Genomic DNA, 14,567 nt, shown 5'->3' with positions numbered 1-14,567 from the left:
GATTTAGCAAACTTTACTAAGGTCGGCATTCTTTAACAAAGAATTTACCGTATCTAAAGTATCTCTAGTAAGACCTAGTTTTTTTGTTTTGTTTTGAACCTCGATCAATTCAATAATCTCATTTGAGGTTTTTTCAAAAGTCGGAATCTCAATATCTCTTCCAATATAGTTTCTAACGATTTCTGTGAGTTCACTATAGTACTCTTTTATTTTATTGTTTTGCCATAACAGTTTTTCATCCAATTGATGTAATTTTTCTAAAGCTTCTTCAAAAGCTGGAATTTTAGCGATCTCTTCTTCTTCTTCAACCCCCTTCTTTTTTCTAAACACAAAGAAATAGAGCAGTAGACCAATGATGATAATTCCGAGTAAAAGAATCCATAGATACCCTTTAAAGTCATCTAAAACATAGGGTTCGCTTTGAATCGCTTTTATTGGAAATTTTTTAATTTGTGTAGTATCTACTGCAACGCTTGCAACGTTTATAAGCAGTGAGTCAGTTAAAAATGCTTGGTTTTTAACAAAGATTTGTTGTTGTGGAATGTAAAAAGAACCACTGTCAAAACCGGTTAACAGATAGTTTTTAATCAACCCATTTTTGACGGTATCGACCTTTGTTGAATCAACAACTTCTAAGCCTTTTAAATTCAGTGTAGGAATGATGACATTTTGGGTTTCATTGACCGAAATTTTCAAATTGAACTGTTCTCCAATTCGAATAAAACTTGTGTCAATTTCTACAGAAACAAGAGGCTTTTGAGCAAAAGAGACAAAACTCGTCAATAAAAAAAGAAAAAAGCTGATCGTTCTTGTGCGGTTTCCTACAGAAAGTACAAGATTGGCGGTATTCGCTTTTTGAAAATGGATATGTGCGCTATTTTTTTTCAATTTTAAAGGATATTTTTTTGATTAGGTTTTGAACGGTTTTTCTTTCCTCGCGAAAGTGGGGAGGTATTTATCTTCCTTTGTGTTTAAAATAGCCTAATAATTTTTTTACGTAACTTTCACCAACTCGTGTATTGATTGTTCCTGCACCGCTTCTTTTAAAGGTATTTGAATAATACTCTAAGAGTCGTATCGCATTGGCCTTATAATTGGTTCTTGTTCTTTTGGAAGCAGTATTGATGAGTTGTAGGCTTCCTGTTTCGGAGTCTAACACAGGAACCATTCCTAAATTTGGAATTTCTTCATCGTGTTTATCATAGACTCGAATTCCCGTTACATCGTGTTTCTTTCCAGCGATTTTTAAGGTCTTTTCATATTCATCGTCCATAAAGTCAGAAAGCATAAATACAATGGCTCTTTTCTTGGTAACACTAGATAAAAATTTTAAAGCTTCAGAAATATTTGTTTGTTTACTTTTTGGTTTGAACTCGATGAGCTCTCGGATAATTCTCAAGACGTGACTCTTCCCTTTTTTGGGAGGAATGTACAATTCAATCGCGTCTGAAAACAAAATCAACCCTACCTTATCGTTATTTTGTGTTGCAGAAAATGCCAGTGTTGCTGCAATTTCTGTGACTGTATCTTTTTTAAACTGAGTGCTAGTTCCAAAAGATTCTGAACCCGAAACATCAACCATAAGCAACATGGTCAATTCGCGTTCTTCTTCAAAAACTTTAACATAGGGTTCGTTATAACGCGCTGTTACATTCCAGTCTATTGAACGAACATCGTCTCCAAATTGGTATTGTCTTACTTCAGAAAAGGTCATTCCACGTCCCTTAAACGAGGAGTGGTATTCGCCACCAAAAATATGATCGGACAAGCGTCTTGTCTTGATCTCTATTTTTCGAACTTTTTTAAGTATTTCTTTGGTGTCCATTTAGGCTGTTGGCTTTTTGTTGTTGAGCTAGGATTTGTACTAAAAGCAACTCACGAAACGCTTTTTATGGCACTTCAATTTCGTTAATAATAGAATTGATAATGTCTTCAGAGGTTACATTTTCTGCTTCTGCTTCGTAGGTAATTCCAATTCTATGACGCAATACATCAAATACAACAGCTCGTACGTCTTCTGGAATTACATATCCTCTTCTTTTGATAAACGCATAACATTTAGCGGCTTTTGCCAAGTTGATACTACCACGAGGTGAGGCCCCAAAACTGATCAAGTCTTTTAGTTTTGGCAAATTGTACTTTTCTGGATACCGAGTGGCAAAAATAATATCTAAAATATATTTTTCAATTTTTTCATCCATATAGACTTCATTAACCACCTTACGAGCGTTTAAGATTTGATCTACAGAAATGACAGGGTTTACGGTCGAGAATTCACCAGATAAGTTCTGACGCATAATGATTTGTTCATCTTGCAATTTTGGATAATCAATCACCACTTTCAACATAAAACGATCTACTTGCGCCTCAGGCAAGGGATAGGTTCCTTCTTGTTCTACGGGGTTTTGGGTCGCCATTACTAAGAAAGGTTCGTCCAATTTAAAGGTAGTGTCGCCAATAGTAATTTGACGTTCTTGCATGGCTTCTAATAGTGCAGATTGTACTTTTGCAGGAGCTCTGTTGATTTCATCTGCCAAGATGAAGTTGGCAAAAATAGGACCTTTTTTGATGGTGAAGTCATTTTCTTTCACATTGTAAATCATTGTTCCTACAACGTCTGCGGGGAGTAAATCGGGTGTAAACTGCACTCTGCTAAAGCTAGCTTGAACTGCTTTAGAGAGCGTATTGATGGCTAAGGTCTTTGCCAAACCATAAGCACCCCTTCTAATAAAATATGGCCATTTCCAAGAAGCCCAATTAACAAACTTTCGAGCATTTGTTTTTGACCAACAATTACCTTATTCATTTCTAAAGAAAGAACTTCAATAAAGGCGCTTTCTCTTTCAATTTTTTCATTTATAGCTCTTACGTCAATATCCATTTTTTATAGTTTATTAGGTGTTATTTTTTTAGAAGAACAAAGCTACAATATTAACAAAATGATTGTTGTTAAAAGAAGGTTAAAGATAATGCTTCTTTTTCATTTTCTTCTCGCATTGAAACATTATCACATGTTTAATTTTTTTGTTAAAATATTTTATTATTGAAAAATTTATATATACATTTATTTACTATTAACTCAAAAAAACATATTATGGAACAAAAGTTTTTATTAAAATTATGTACAGTTGTTTTTATGCTGATGCTTCCATTAGGATTAATGGCACAGACAGTAAAAGGAAATGTAAAAGATTCATCTGGTAATGGTTTGCCATACATGAATGTAGTTGAAAAAGGAACTTCAAACGGAACAACGACTGATGATTTAGGGGTGTTTACGATTAGGGTATCTAAATTACCAACCACATTAATTGTATCTTCAATGGGGTATGCGACCAAAGAAGTGAAGATTTCTAACAGTAATGATGTTACAATCGTTGTAAGTGAAGACAATATTTTGGAAGAAGTTGTTGTAACGGGAACAAGAACTCCTGCTAGGTCGAATACTAAAAGTCCATTACCAATTGATATTGTATCTGCGAAAGATTTAGTCTCAACAGGTCAAACTACTTTTGACAAGGCTTTACAGTACAAGATTCCTTCATTCAACACGGTACAGACTCCAGTAAATGACGCAACGTCTTTATTAGATCCGTACGAAATTAGAAATATGGGACCTAGTAGAACATTAATTTTAATTAACGGGAAACGGAAAAACTTAAGTGCATTGTTATATACACAAACTTCTCCCGGACGTGGTGAAACAGGAGCAGATATTTCTGGAATACCAACAGATGCAATTAAATCTGTTGAGATTTTAAGAGACGGAGCTTCTGCACAATATGGTTCTGATGCAATTGCTGGGGTAATGAATATTATTTTAAAAGATGCACCAAATGGTGGTTCTGCTACTTTAAGAACAGGAATGACTGGTGAAGGAGACGGTGAAATGGTGGGTGTAAGTGTAAACAACGGTTCTATTATTGGTGACAACAAAGGGTTTGTAAACTACACAATCGATTTCTCTAAAACTAGTTTATCAAACAGACCATAGGTACCGTAAATGTTGATGGAGAAGCTGCAGATTTTCTCTATACAAATCCGACTTCCTATAAAAGCTATCTGACAGGAGAAAGATATTTAGGAGGAGTAGATTTAAAGGGAATGAGCATAAACGATGCAGAAAAGCTGTTTAGCAATACTTATATGAACTCTGCAGAATATCTAATAAAAAATGCAGCCATTATTGCTGGTAATAGTGCTGTAAAACCTCAGGTAACAGAGTTTTTAGGACGTAAACCAGATGCAGGAAACATTAATGGTTCTCCTGAAACTGCTGCTGCTAAATTTTTAGTGAATGGAGCTTACGACTTAAGCGAAAATTCTGAAGTATATTTCAATGCTGCTTTTATCAATAAAAAAGTAAATTCATTTGCAAACTACAGAACTCCTTACTGGAGAACTGTTGATGATGATCCGTATTTAGCTAACTTTTTCCTGGAGATCACCCAACAAATGCTGGCGGATATGATGGGTATGTACCTACTTTTGAAGGAGATTTGAATGATTACAACGCAACTGTTGGATTCAAATCGGTAATCAACGATTGGAATGTAGATGCTAGTTTTACAACTGGTGGAAACTCACAAACCTATAAAGTAAGTGATTCTCATAACAGAAATTTTGTGTACTCACCTTCAACTTGGGTAGATAGTAACGAAAACGGTATGGTTGATTCTGGAGAAATTTCAGAAGGTTCTCAATTATACAGAGATAACTCTAAGAAATCTTTCGACCCAGGAGGAACTGCATTTTCTCATAACGTAGGAAATATGGATATTTCAAAAATATTATCAGATAACTTAAGTGTTGCTTTTGGGACAGAGTTTAGATATGAGACTTTTGAAGTAATTGAAGGAGAATTGGCTTCTTATGATGGAGGTGGTGCAGATTCTTTTGCAGGAAACAGTCCTGAAAATTCTGGAATATTTACACGGTATAACTTTGGAGGGTATGCATCTTTAAACTGGAATCCTTCTGAAAACTTAACCTTAGACGGAACTATTCGATCTGAAAATTATTCAGATTTTGGAAACGCTTTTGTATGGAAAGCGAGTGGTGCTTTTACAATTTCAGAGAAATACACTTTGAGAAGCTCTGTTTCCACAGGGTTTAGAGCACCTACCTTACACCAAATATACACACAAAAGGCTCAGTATAGCTTTGTTCCTGGACAAGGGATACAAGTTGGAGGTTTGATAAATAATGTATCCTCTCAAGCTGGATTATTAGGTTTACCTAAGTTAGATGCAGAGACCTCTACAAATTTTACAGTAGGGATAGGAGGTAAAGTAAACAACAACCTAAGCTTTACTTTTGATTACTACAATATTGCTGTAAAAGACAGAATTGTATTAAGTACTGAAATTGGTATGACAGAAACAGATGCATTAGGAAATCCTATTGGTAACAAAGCATTAGATCAGATTTTATCTAGCAATAACCTATCTGACTTAAGCTTCTTTGTAAATGCTTTGGACACAAAAACATCTGGAATAGATATTGTATTATCCTATAATAAATTAGGACTTGGTTTAGGAACCTTAGGGTTTAACTTATCTGGGAACTATACCATCCAAAACGAAAGAGATGGGGCTGTAAAAAATCCTACTATTGTGGCTGATGCTGGTCAATCCGTTGTAAATGACACCCAAGAAGCATTATTCTTTACCTCTCGACCAAAAACAAAGTGGATCTTAGGAACTACTTATGATATCAACAAATGGGGATTATCTTTAAACAATACGTATTTCGGTAAGACTACTTTCAAACAACAAGGAATGAGTTCTGATTTAAGAACTGAATTTACTCCTAAGATTGTTACTGATTTAGGAATTAACTACAACGCAACAGACAAATTGACTATTGCATTCAACGTAAATAACTTATTAAACGTATTACCAGAATGGGCTTTCAAAGCAGAAAATGCTGCTGGACAAGCTTTAATCGATAATACCACTCCAAATTGGTATGGCATTACTCCTATTCAAGAGCAATCTAACTTGATTACTTTTAACCAACGTTATTCTCAGATGACATATGATGGTTATCATTTTAGTCAATTGGGTACCATGTTTAATTTATCTTTAAACTATCAGTTTTAAAATAATAATCGTTGAATTTAAAGAGGCTGTCTGAAAAGGCAGTCTTTTTTTTGCAATGAATTTTTAAAACTAAAATAGAGAAAAGTTTCTTCTCTAATGTTTTTGAAACTTTTATGCAAATGGATCTTAATTGCTAAAAACCTTTTTAGTAAGAGCTTTGAAAAGAATAAAAAGGGATTTAAAAAACAGGACATTTAGAGAAATACTGCCTCTTTAGATCGAGTGTTTATTTAATAAAAATCCATTTTCAAACTCTCCATATGTATAATACTGAATCCAATCGCCCAGATTGATATAGGTTGAGTTTTCTTGTAAGGAGATCTTTAAGGGCAGGTGTCTGTGTCCAAAGACAAAATAATCGTAGTGCTGTTGGGTGAGTTTTCTTTTGCAGTATTGAACTAACCACTCATTTTCTTCCCCTAAAAATTTGGCATCTTCTTCTCCAGAAATCAATTTGTTTTTTACAGATAAATACTGCCCCAATCGAATTCCAATATCTGGGTGCAACCAACGAAATAACCATTTAAACAACGGAAAGGTAAACACTTTTTTCATGCGCTTATACCCCTTGTCATAAGGGCCCAAACCATCTCCATGCCCAATAAGAAACTTTTTATTATTGATTAAAAATTCTTGGGGAGCATGAAATACCGGTATCGATAGTTCTTTTTCGAAATAGTCATGCATCCACAAGTCGTGATTTCCTACAAAAAAATAAATTGGAATTCCACGATCTCGAATTTCTGCTAATTTCCCTAAAATTCGTACAAACCCTTTAGGGACCACGGTTTTATATTCAAACCAGAAATCGAATAAATCGCCCAATAAAAAAAGTACTTCTGCATCTTCTTTTATAGTGTCAAGCCAAAGAAGGAATTTTTTTTCACGCACAAAACTGGCTTCGGGTGTTGGTGCCCCTAAATGCTGATCTGAGGCAAAATACACTTTTTTGGTTGCTGAGGTTGAAATGGTAATCATTAGTACAAAGAAAGGTTATTCTTGATGATTTTCCAACTCCAATACTTTTTGAATCATCGGATCGTCTTTGTGTTGAATTTTATAAAATCCAACATCCCCAAAAATAGCGTTTGCAATGGTTGCAGTTAAGAATTTCTTAATCGTTTCTTTGTCTTTAGCAGCAGGCATGAATTCTTTGTTTTGGGTAAAAAAAGCATTCAAAATTTGTTCATCTGTGTCAAAATCAGTGCTAAATTGATCTAAAGTCCATTTTTCAGAAACTTCTTTTCGATGGGTGTCTACATACTCAAAAGCAAAATTGGTAATGGCGGTAAAGTAAAAGTTATTGAGGTATGAAGTTGTGTCAATTCCAACAAAAACATCTGGAATAATACCTCCGCCACCGTAGACAATTTTTCCTTTTGGTGTGATGTATTGCAACGAATCTATTACAGGAATACTGTCTTTATTCGTAAGTTCTCCGCTATAAACACGTTCCTGAAAATTTGAAAAATAATTTTCATCACCGTTTTTTGTATAGGGTTTTTGAATTGATCTTCCTGTAGGGGTATAATAGCGCGCAATGGTCAACCGAACTGCTGAGCCATCACCTAAGTCCATTTCTTGTTGTACCAGCCCTTTTCCAAAAGAACGACGCCCAATGATAGTTCCTTTGTCATTATCTTGCAAAGCACCCGCTACAATTTCTGAAGCGGAAGCAGAATTCTCATCGATAAGGACATACAGCCCTCCGTTTTCAAAGATTCCTTCTTCGGTAGCAAAAGACTCATTAATTTCATTTTTGTTGTTTTTAGTAAAGACAATTTTTTTTCCATCTTCTAAAAATTCATCCACAATTTGATTTGCGATGTCTATAAAACCACCGCCATTTCCTCTAAGATCTATAATCAAATCGGTCATTCCATTGGTTTTTAATTCTTGTAAAGAGGTTTTAAACTCTCGGTAAGTATTTCTCGCAAAACGATCGAGTTTGATATAGCCCACAGAATCGTTGATCATGTATGCCAAATCGACACTTTTGATATTTACTTTTCCTCGAGTAATTTCAACATTAAAAAGAGAATCATTTCTTTTTCTGTAAATCTGAAGGGTCACTTTCGTGTTAGGATTTCCTTTTAAGAATTTTGGAATGTTGCTACTTCGGATATTTTTTCCGTAAAGAGTATCGTTGTTTGCGACTAAAATTCGATCGCCGGCCAGAATTCCAGCTTTTATACTTGGACCTCCTTTGATGGGCTGAATTACGGTAACGGAATCTTTAATCATTCGAAACTGTACCCCAATTCCCACAAAATTTCCTTGCATGTTTTCTGTGATTGCCTGTAAGTTTTCTTTTGGAATATAGACAGAATGCGGATCTAATTTGTTCAACATTTGTGCAATGGCATCATCTAATAACTTGTCAGTATTTACAGTATCTACATAATCCCGTTGAATGTAGTCGAGCAGTTTTTTTATTTTGATTTCATTTTTAGAATTTGAAGAAAAGGCGCTGAGTGCAGTCGAACTTCCGCTAAAAAAAGAACCGATAAGGATTCCAAAAATGACGGCAATCGCAAAATAAATAGGAAGGTTGTTTTTATTCATAAGGCAAGTGCAATGTTAGTACTCCTGCTTTTTCTAAAAAGTCAAGACCCGATCGATCTCTGTATGCATTGGCATAGACCACTCTTTTTATTCCTGCCTTATGGATCAGTTTACTACATTGAGTACAGGGCGAAAGGGTAATGTATAAGGTGGCATTTTTTGCAGATTGCGTAGAGGAGGCTACTTTTAAAATGGCATTTGCTTCTGCATGCAAGACCTCCCATTTAGTGAGTCCCTCTTCGTCTTCGCAACAGTTTTCAAAACCCGTAGGAGTTCCGTTAAATCCATCAGAAATAATCATTCGGTCTTTTACAATTAACGCACCTACTTGTTTGCGTTTACAATGAGATAGTTTTCCCCATTCGTTTGCCATTTTTAAATAAGCAGTATCGTATTTTAATTGCTTTTTTTCTGTCATAAGAACGAAAGTAAAAATATTTGTAGAATAAAGGGCTTAATAATTTGACAAAATTTGAGATTTAATGGGAGGTTTTGTTATTCGAGTTTTTTGAATTACCAAAATACCCTTGCAATCATCATTTGCAATGAAAATCCAATTACAATAGAAGAACAGACCAATATCCAGTCTCTTTTGGTAACTTTGGTAATATACTGAAGAAAACTTCCAAGGATTAAAATTCCAAAAACAATACTAATTTGTGCTGCTTCAATTCCCAATGCAAATTCGATCAATGGAGCTAATTTATCCTCTTCTTTTCCAATCATCATTTTAAAGTAATTGGAAAATCCTAAACCATGAATCAATCCAAAAAAGAGTGCAAAAACAAGATTGGTATTTACTTTCTCAGTCGAGGTTTTTTTAGCTGTAAAAACATTGAAGCATCCGGTTACAAAAATGGTCACTGGGATTAAAAACTCGACGAGTTGGATGTTTACTTTTAAAACTCCGTATGCAGAGAGCGCTAGTGTTACTGAATGTCCAATGGTGAAAAGAGTAACCAGCCACAAGACTTTTTTCCATTGTTCAATCGTAAAAACAACCGCTAACACAATTAGAAAAAGAATGTGATCATAGGCGGCAAAATCCAACACATGATACAGTCCCATTTTAAAATAAAGGATAAAGTCTTCCATTTTTCGATTTGTTTTAACAAGAAATTCAAAGATATTAAAAAAGAAGAACTCTTTTGTAGAAATGATTTTCGAATCTTTGATGCCATTTTTTTGGGAGATTCAGTCTCTTTTATTGTGTAACATTTGTTACTTGAAAGAATTCTAAAGGCACGTATTTTTGTTGAAAATTGATACAAATTATGTTTGGAAAAGGGTCAAAGTTTAGGAGTATTGTTCGAATGAAATGTCCTCAATGTCAAAAAGGAAATTTCTTTAAAGGACATCCCTATAATTTGAAAAAAATGGGAGAGGTTAAAGAATCTTGCGAACAGTGTGATCTAAAATATGCTGTCGAACCTGGGTTTTATCAAGGTTCCTATTATGTTTCCTATGGCTTGGGAGTGGGTCTTTTTATTGTTTTGTGGATTTTAAAAATAATCTTCTTACCAAATTTAACGTATCTTTCTACCGTAATTTCAATGGTCGTTAGCTTAATTTTATTAGCACCCTTATTACTAGCATTTTCTAAAATAATATGGATAAATATTTTTGTCAACTATGATTCAGGAACTCAAAAATAACTTTGGTCATCTTTTTGAAGAGGCACTTCTAAACGAAATTAATCAAGTTGGAACCTATAAGGATGTTTCCGAAGGGTTTAAAATGATGGAAATAGGAGACTATGTTCGTTCGATGCCATTATTGGTTTCAGGCGCCATTAAAATTTTAAGAGAAGACAATGATGGGGATGAACTTCTACTCTATTTTCTTGAAAAAGGAGATACATGTGCCATGACTTTAGCTTGTTGTATTGGACATACAAAAAGTGAGATTAGAGCAATCGCAGAAACCGATGCAAGATTCATTATGATTCCAATTCAAAAAATGGAAGAATGGGCTGGAAAATATAAAAGTTGGAGAAATTTTGTATTTGAAAGTTACCACAACCGACTCAATGAAATGTTTACCACCATCGATAGCATTGCATTTTTAAAAATGGATGAACGGCTTTTAAAGTATCTAAAAGAAAAAGCAAGAATTTCAGAGGATCAAACCATCCACAGTACGCATCAAGAAATTGCCTATGAACTCCATACTTCTAGAGTGGTGATTTCAAGATTGTTAAAAAAGCTCGAAAATCTAGGCATCATAGAACTGCACAGAAATCATATTCTGATTAAAAATATGTAAGCTGAATGTAACCATTGTTACTGCGGAAGAAATATTCCCCCACTACTTTTGTGAAAAATATCGAATGTTAAAAAATATACTGCCTATTTTTCAATGGCTGCCTACCTATAAGAAATCCTATTTTGTTGGTGATGTAACAGCAGGGCTTACCGTAGGAATTATGTTAATTCCCCAAGGGATGGCCTATGCAATGATTGCTGGGCTGCCTCCTGTTTTTGGATTGTATGCTTCTTTAATTCCCCAAATTATATACGCCTTTATGGGGACCTCTAGACAATTGGCTGTGGGGCCTGTTGCGATGGACTCTCTTTTGGTTGCCGCTGGATTGGGCGCTTTGTCTTTGTCAGGAATCGATGAATACATGGCAATGGCGATTTTTTTAGCACTCTTTATGGGTGGAATTCAACTGCTCTTAGGGGTTTTAAGAATGGGGTTTTTAGTCAATTTTTTATCAAAACCAGTCATTAGTGGATTTACCTCTGGGGCTGCTATTATCATTGGACTAAGTCAGTTAAAGCATTTGTTAGGGATCGAAATCATCAGAAGCAATCAGGTACATAAATTAATAGCCAATGCATTTGATCAGATTCGCTTGACAAATGGATATGCCCTTTGCATTGGACTCTTTTCTATTGTGCTAATTCAAGTCATCAAAAAATTAAACAGCAAATACAACAAACGGTTCCCAGCCGCTTTGGTTCTGGTGGTCCTTGGGGTTACTGTGGTGTACTTTTTTGAATGGTATGAAGTAGGCGTTCAAATTGTAGGGGAAGTACCTAGCGGACTCCCTTCTTTTCAAGCTCCCGAAGTTCCTTTTGATCGAATTTCTGAATTGACACCCATTGCGCTAACCTTGGCACTAATTGCTTTTATGGAGGCCATTTCGGTTGCCAAAGCCATTGAAGAAAAACACAGCGATTATGAAGTCGATGCCAATCAAGAGCTCATTGCTTTGGGGACTTCAAACATTATTGGGTCACTCTTTCAATCCTATCCAACCACAGGGGGTTTTTCAAGAACAGCAGTCAATGATCAAGCAGGAGCAAAAACAGGAATTGCACCACTCATTAGCGCACTTGTGGTTGGATTGACCTTACTATTTTTAACCCCCTTGTTTTACTACTTACCCAACGCTGTATTGGCAGCAATCATTATGGTTGCAGTTTTTGGCTTGATCGACACCTCTTATGCGGTCTCTTTATTTAAACACAGAAAAGATGAATTTGGACTTCTTATCATTACCTTTCTAGTAACACTGATTATTGGAATAAAGGAAGGGATATTAGCAGGAGTTTTGCTCTCTTTGCTGCTTATGGTCTATCGAGTTTCGGTTCCTCATATTGCCGTGATCGCGAGAGTGAAAAATACCGATTATTATAAAAACATTCTCCGTTTTTCGGGAGTGGTCGAAGACCGAAAAGATATTTTAGCAATCCGATTGGATGCTCAATTGTTTTTTGGGAATAAGGATTTCTTTAAAAAACAGCTATACAAACACATCGAAAAAAAAGGTAATGAATTAAAACTGGTCATCCTAAATACAGAGTCTATCAGTTATATCGATAGTAGTGGTGTTTATGTATTGATCAAAATCATTGAAGATTTAAAATCAAAGAACATTCAAATGATGCTTTCTGGAACGGTAGGTCCTACAAGAGATATTGTGTTCAAAAGCGGAATTATTGAGGTGTTAGGAAAAGAGAACTTATTTTTAAGAACCCACGAAGCCGAAGATTCTTATGACGGTCGTTATAATAAAAATGAGATATCAACAAAAATAGCAGAACAAACAGAAAACTTTTTGAGATCTGTGTAACATATGTTACTGTGGAGGGCTCAAATAAGTCGTAATTTTGAAAAAATAAAAGAATATAAAATGAAAATAGAACAAATATACACAGGTTGTTTAGCGCAGGGAGCTTATTATATTGAAAGTGAAGGAGAAGTAGCGATTATAGATCCTTTAAGAGAGGTAAAATCCTATATTGAAAAAGCAGCAGACAGCAATTCAACAATTAAATATATTTTTGAAACACATTTCCATGCAGATTTTGTGAGTGGACATGTTACCCTCTCTAAAAAGACGGGTGCACCAATTGTTTATGGACCCAATGCAGAAACGAGCTTTGATGCAATTATTGCTACAGATGGACAAGTATTTCAACTGGGAGCAATTACCATAACAGTACTACACACACTAGGGCACACCATGGAAAGTTCTGTTTTTCTTTTAAAAGATGAAAACGGAAAAGATCATGCAATTTTTAGTGGTGATACCTTGTTTTTGGGAGATGTTGGGCGTCCAGATTTGGCGCAAAAAGCAGGAAGTATTACAGAAGAAGACTTGGCAGGCTATTTATTTGATAGTTTGCGAAATAAAATAATGCCGTTGTCAGACGATGTTATTGTATATCCGGCGCATGGAGCGGGTTCTTCTTGTGGGAAAAATTTAAGTAAGGAAACGGTAGATACTTTGGGAAATCAAAAGGAAACCAATTATGCTTTGCGTGCCGATATGACAAAAGAAGAGTTTATCGAAGAAGTTACAGAAGGTTTGACACCACCACCACAATATTTCCCTTTAAATGTAAAAATGAATAAAGAGGGATACGACGATTTTGCAGATGTTTTGGAACGAAGTGCACAAGGACTCTCTCCGGAAGCATTTGAAGCTGCAGCAAACGAAACAGAAGCGGTCGTTTTAGATGTTCGTCATCAAGACGCTTTTGCAAAAGGACACATTCCACGTTCAATTTTTATTGGATTGGATGGTGGTTTTGCTCCTTGGGTAGGAGCCTTAATTGCAGATGTACAACAACCCATTCTATTGGTCACTGAAGAAGGAAAAGAAGAAGAAGCTATTACCCGTTTATCTCGTGTTGGTTTCGATCAGACCTTAGGATTTCTAAAAGGAGGTTTTAACGCTTGGAAACAAGCGTCGAAAGAATATGATACGGTAAGTTCTGTTTCTGCAAAGACTTTTAAATCCTTAAGCGAAAGCGAAAATATTCCTGTATTTGACGTTCGAAAAGAAGGAGAATACTTGTCAGAGCACGTTATCGGGGCGAAGAATACTCCGTTAGATTATATAAATAACCACTTAACCGATTTTTCAACAGAAGAAACCTTTTTTGTGCATTGTGCAGGAGGCTATCGTTCTATGATTGCCGCTTCGATTTTAAAAAGCAGAGGGATTCACAATTTTATTGATATTTCGGGAGGTTTTGCCAAACTGAAAGAGGCTGAAATTTCTGTTTCAGAATACGTTTGTCCATCGACATTATAAAAATTAAAAAAAGATGAAAAACTTAACACAAGAAGATTGGAGAACTGAGGTTGCTAAAGATCCCAATGCAGTCATTATTGATGTCAGAACAGCGGAAGAATGTGCTTCTGGAATTGTGGAAAATGCGTTGATGTTTGATTTTTTTCAACCCGATTTCTTTCAGCGTGAAGTCATGAAACTTGACAAATCTAAAACCTTTTTTGTATATTGTAGAAGTGGAAATAGAAGCGCACATGCCTGTCAAATGATGGAAGCTTTAGGTTTCAACAACACGGTCAATTTGATGGGAGGAATGCTTGCATGGGATGCAGCGAAAGTTCGTCCATAGGGATCTAATAATGAATCAA

At 35.4% G+C, this 14,567-nt stretch carries 11 protein-coding genes and 2 pseudogenes; 6 read left to right on the top strand and 7 right to left on the bottom strand.

Annotated features, from left to right (window positions below; genetic code table 11):
• Positions 1–3: 3 nt before the first annotated feature.
• The 3 genes and pseudogenes from RRF69_RS04815 to RRF69_RS04805 form a co-directional block, all read right to left on the bottom strand.
• Positions 4–888 (bottom strand): hypothetical protein, encoded by an 885-nt coding sequence (locus RRF69_RS04815; RefSeq protein ID WP_316940833.1) that lies wholly within the window; start codon positions 886–888, stop codon positions 4–6.
• Between the two features lie 67 nt (positions 889–955).
• Positions 956–1,825, bottom strand: coding sequence for a DUF58 domain-containing protein (locus RRF69_RS04810; RefSeq protein WP_316940831.1), 870 nt, complete (start codon positions 1,823–1,825; stop codon positions 956–958).
• A 64-nt stretch (positions 1,826–1,889) separates the two neighbouring features.
• Positions 1,890–2,881 (bottom strand): annotated as a pseudogene (locus tag RRF69_RS04805) (AAA family ATPase).
• A gap of 213 nt (positions 2,882–3,094) precedes the next feature.
• Between RRF69_RS04805 and RRF69_RS04800 the strand changes: the two are divergent.
• Positions 3,095–6,104, top strand: a pseudogene (locus tag RRF69_RS04800) (TonB-dependent receptor).
• 213 nt (positions 6,105–6,317) lie between these two features.
• On the opposite strand, the gene RRF69_RS04795 reads toward RRF69_RS04800, so the two are convergent.
• The 4 genes from RRF69_RS04795 to RRF69_RS04780 form a co-directional block, all read right to left on the bottom strand.
• Positions 6,318–7,082 (bottom strand): UDP-2,3-diacylglucosamine diphosphatase, encoded by a 765-nt coding sequence (locus RRF69_RS04795; RefSeq protein ID WP_316940829.1) that lies wholly within the window; start codon positions 7,080–7,082, stop codon positions 6,318–6,320.
• Positions 7,083–7,097: 15 nt separating this feature from the next.
• Positions 7,098–8,669 (bottom strand): S41 family peptidase, encoded by a 1,572-nt coding sequence (locus tag RRF69_RS04790; RefSeq protein WP_316940826.1) that lies wholly within the window; start codon positions 8,667–8,669, stop codon positions 7,098–7,100.
• Positions 8,662–9,087: a dCMP deaminase family protein gene (locus RRF69_RS04785; RefSeq protein ID WP_316940824.1), complete on the bottom strand. Its 426-nt coding sequence runs from the start codon at positions 9,085–9,087 to the stop codon at positions 8,662–8,664. The genes RRF69_RS04790 and RRF69_RS04785 overlap by 8 nt, the downstream gene beginning before the upstream one ends.
• Positions 9,088–9,182: 95 nt before the next feature.
• Positions 9,183–9,764 carry a HupE/UreJ family protein gene (locus RRF69_RS04780; protein WP_316940823.1) on the bottom strand — a complete coding sequence of 194 codons (582 nt, stop codon included), beginning with the start codon at positions 9,762–9,764 and terminating at the stop codon, positions 9,183–9,185.
• Between the two features lie 167 nt (positions 9,765–9,931).
• On the opposite strand from RRF69_RS04780, the gene RRF69_RS04775 reads away from it, so the two are divergent.
• The 5 genes from RRF69_RS04775 to RRF69_RS04755 all read left to right on the top strand — a co-directional run bounded on the left by RRF69_RS04775 (position 9,932) and on the right by RRF69_RS04755 (position 14,548).
• Positions 9,932–10,324 (top strand): DUF983 domain-containing protein, encoded by a 393-nt coding sequence (locus RRF69_RS04775; RefSeq protein ID WP_316940821.1) that lies wholly within the window; start codon positions 9,932–9,934, stop codon positions 10,322–10,324.
• Positions 10,302–10,934, top strand: coding sequence for a Crp/Fnr family transcriptional regulator (locus RRF69_RS04770; RefSeq protein WP_316940820.1), 633 nt, complete (start codon positions 10,302–10,304; stop codon positions 10,932–10,934). The genes RRF69_RS04775 and RRF69_RS04770 overlap by 23 nt, the downstream gene beginning before the upstream one ends.
• A 64-nt stretch (positions 10,935–10,998) precedes the next feature.
• Positions 10,999–12,750: a sulfate permease gene (locus tag RRF69_RS04765; protein ID WP_316940819.1), complete on the top strand. Its 1,752-nt coding sequence runs from the start codon at positions 10,999–11,001 to the stop codon at positions 12,748–12,750.
• Positions 12,751–12,810: 60 nt separating this feature from the next.
• Positions 12,811–14,220: an MBL fold metallo-hydrolase gene (locus RRF69_RS04760; RefSeq protein WP_316940818.1), complete on the top strand. Its 1,410-nt coding sequence runs from the start codon at positions 12,811–12,813 to the stop codon at positions 14,218–14,220.
• A 13-nt stretch (positions 14,221–14,233) separates the two neighbouring features.
• Complete coding sequence (locus RRF69_RS04755) at positions 14,234–14,548, top strand: rhodanese-like domain-containing protein (protein WP_316940816.1); 315 nt, start codon at positions 14,234–14,236, stop codon at positions 14,546–14,548.
• The last annotated feature ends 19 nt before the right edge of the window (positions 14,549–14,567 follow it).

The organism is Polaribacter sp. HL-MS24, from assembly GCF_032758595.1.
Taxonomy (GTDB): domain Bacteria; phylum Bacteroidota; class Bacteroidia; order Flavobacteriales; family Flavobacteriaceae; genus Polaribacter.
This window is presented reverse-complemented; position numbering and strand designations above follow the sequence as displayed.

Coding starts and splice junctions, on each gene's coding strand:
- RRF69_RS04810 (WP_316940831.1), bottom strand. CDS start 1,825: ATGGACACCAAAGAAATACTTAAAAAAGTTCGAAAAATAGAGATCAAG.
- RRF69_RS04795 (WP_316940829.1), bottom strand. CDS start 7,082: ATGATTACCATTTCAACCTCAGCAACCAAAAAAGTGTATTTTGCCTCA.
- RRF69_RS04790 (WP_316940826.1), bottom strand. CDS start 8,669: ATGAATAAAAACAACCTTCCTATTTATTTTGCGATTGCCGTCATTTTT.
- RRF69_RS04785 (WP_316940824.1), bottom strand. CDS start 9,087: ATGACAGAAAAAAAGCAATTAAAATACGATACTGCTTATTTAAAAATG.
- RRF69_RS04780 (WP_316940823.1), bottom strand. CDS start 9,764: ATGGAAGACTTTATCCTTTATTTTAAAATGGGACTGTATCATGTGTTG.
- RRF69_RS04770 (WP_316940820.1), top strand. CDS start 10,302: ATGATTCAGGAACTCAAAAATAACTTTGGTCATCTTTTTGAAGAGGCA.
- RRF69_RS04765 (WP_316940819.1), top strand. CDS start 10,999: ATGTTAAAAAATATACTGCCTATTTTTCAATGGCTGCCTACCTATAAG.
- RRF69_RS04760 (WP_316940818.1), top strand. CDS start 12,811: ATGAAAATAGAACAAATATACACAGGTTGTTTAGCGCAGGGAGCTTAT.
- RRF69_RS04755 (WP_316940816.1), top strand. CDS start 14,234: ATGAAAAACTTAACACAAGAAGATTGGAGAACTGAGGTTGCTAAAGAT.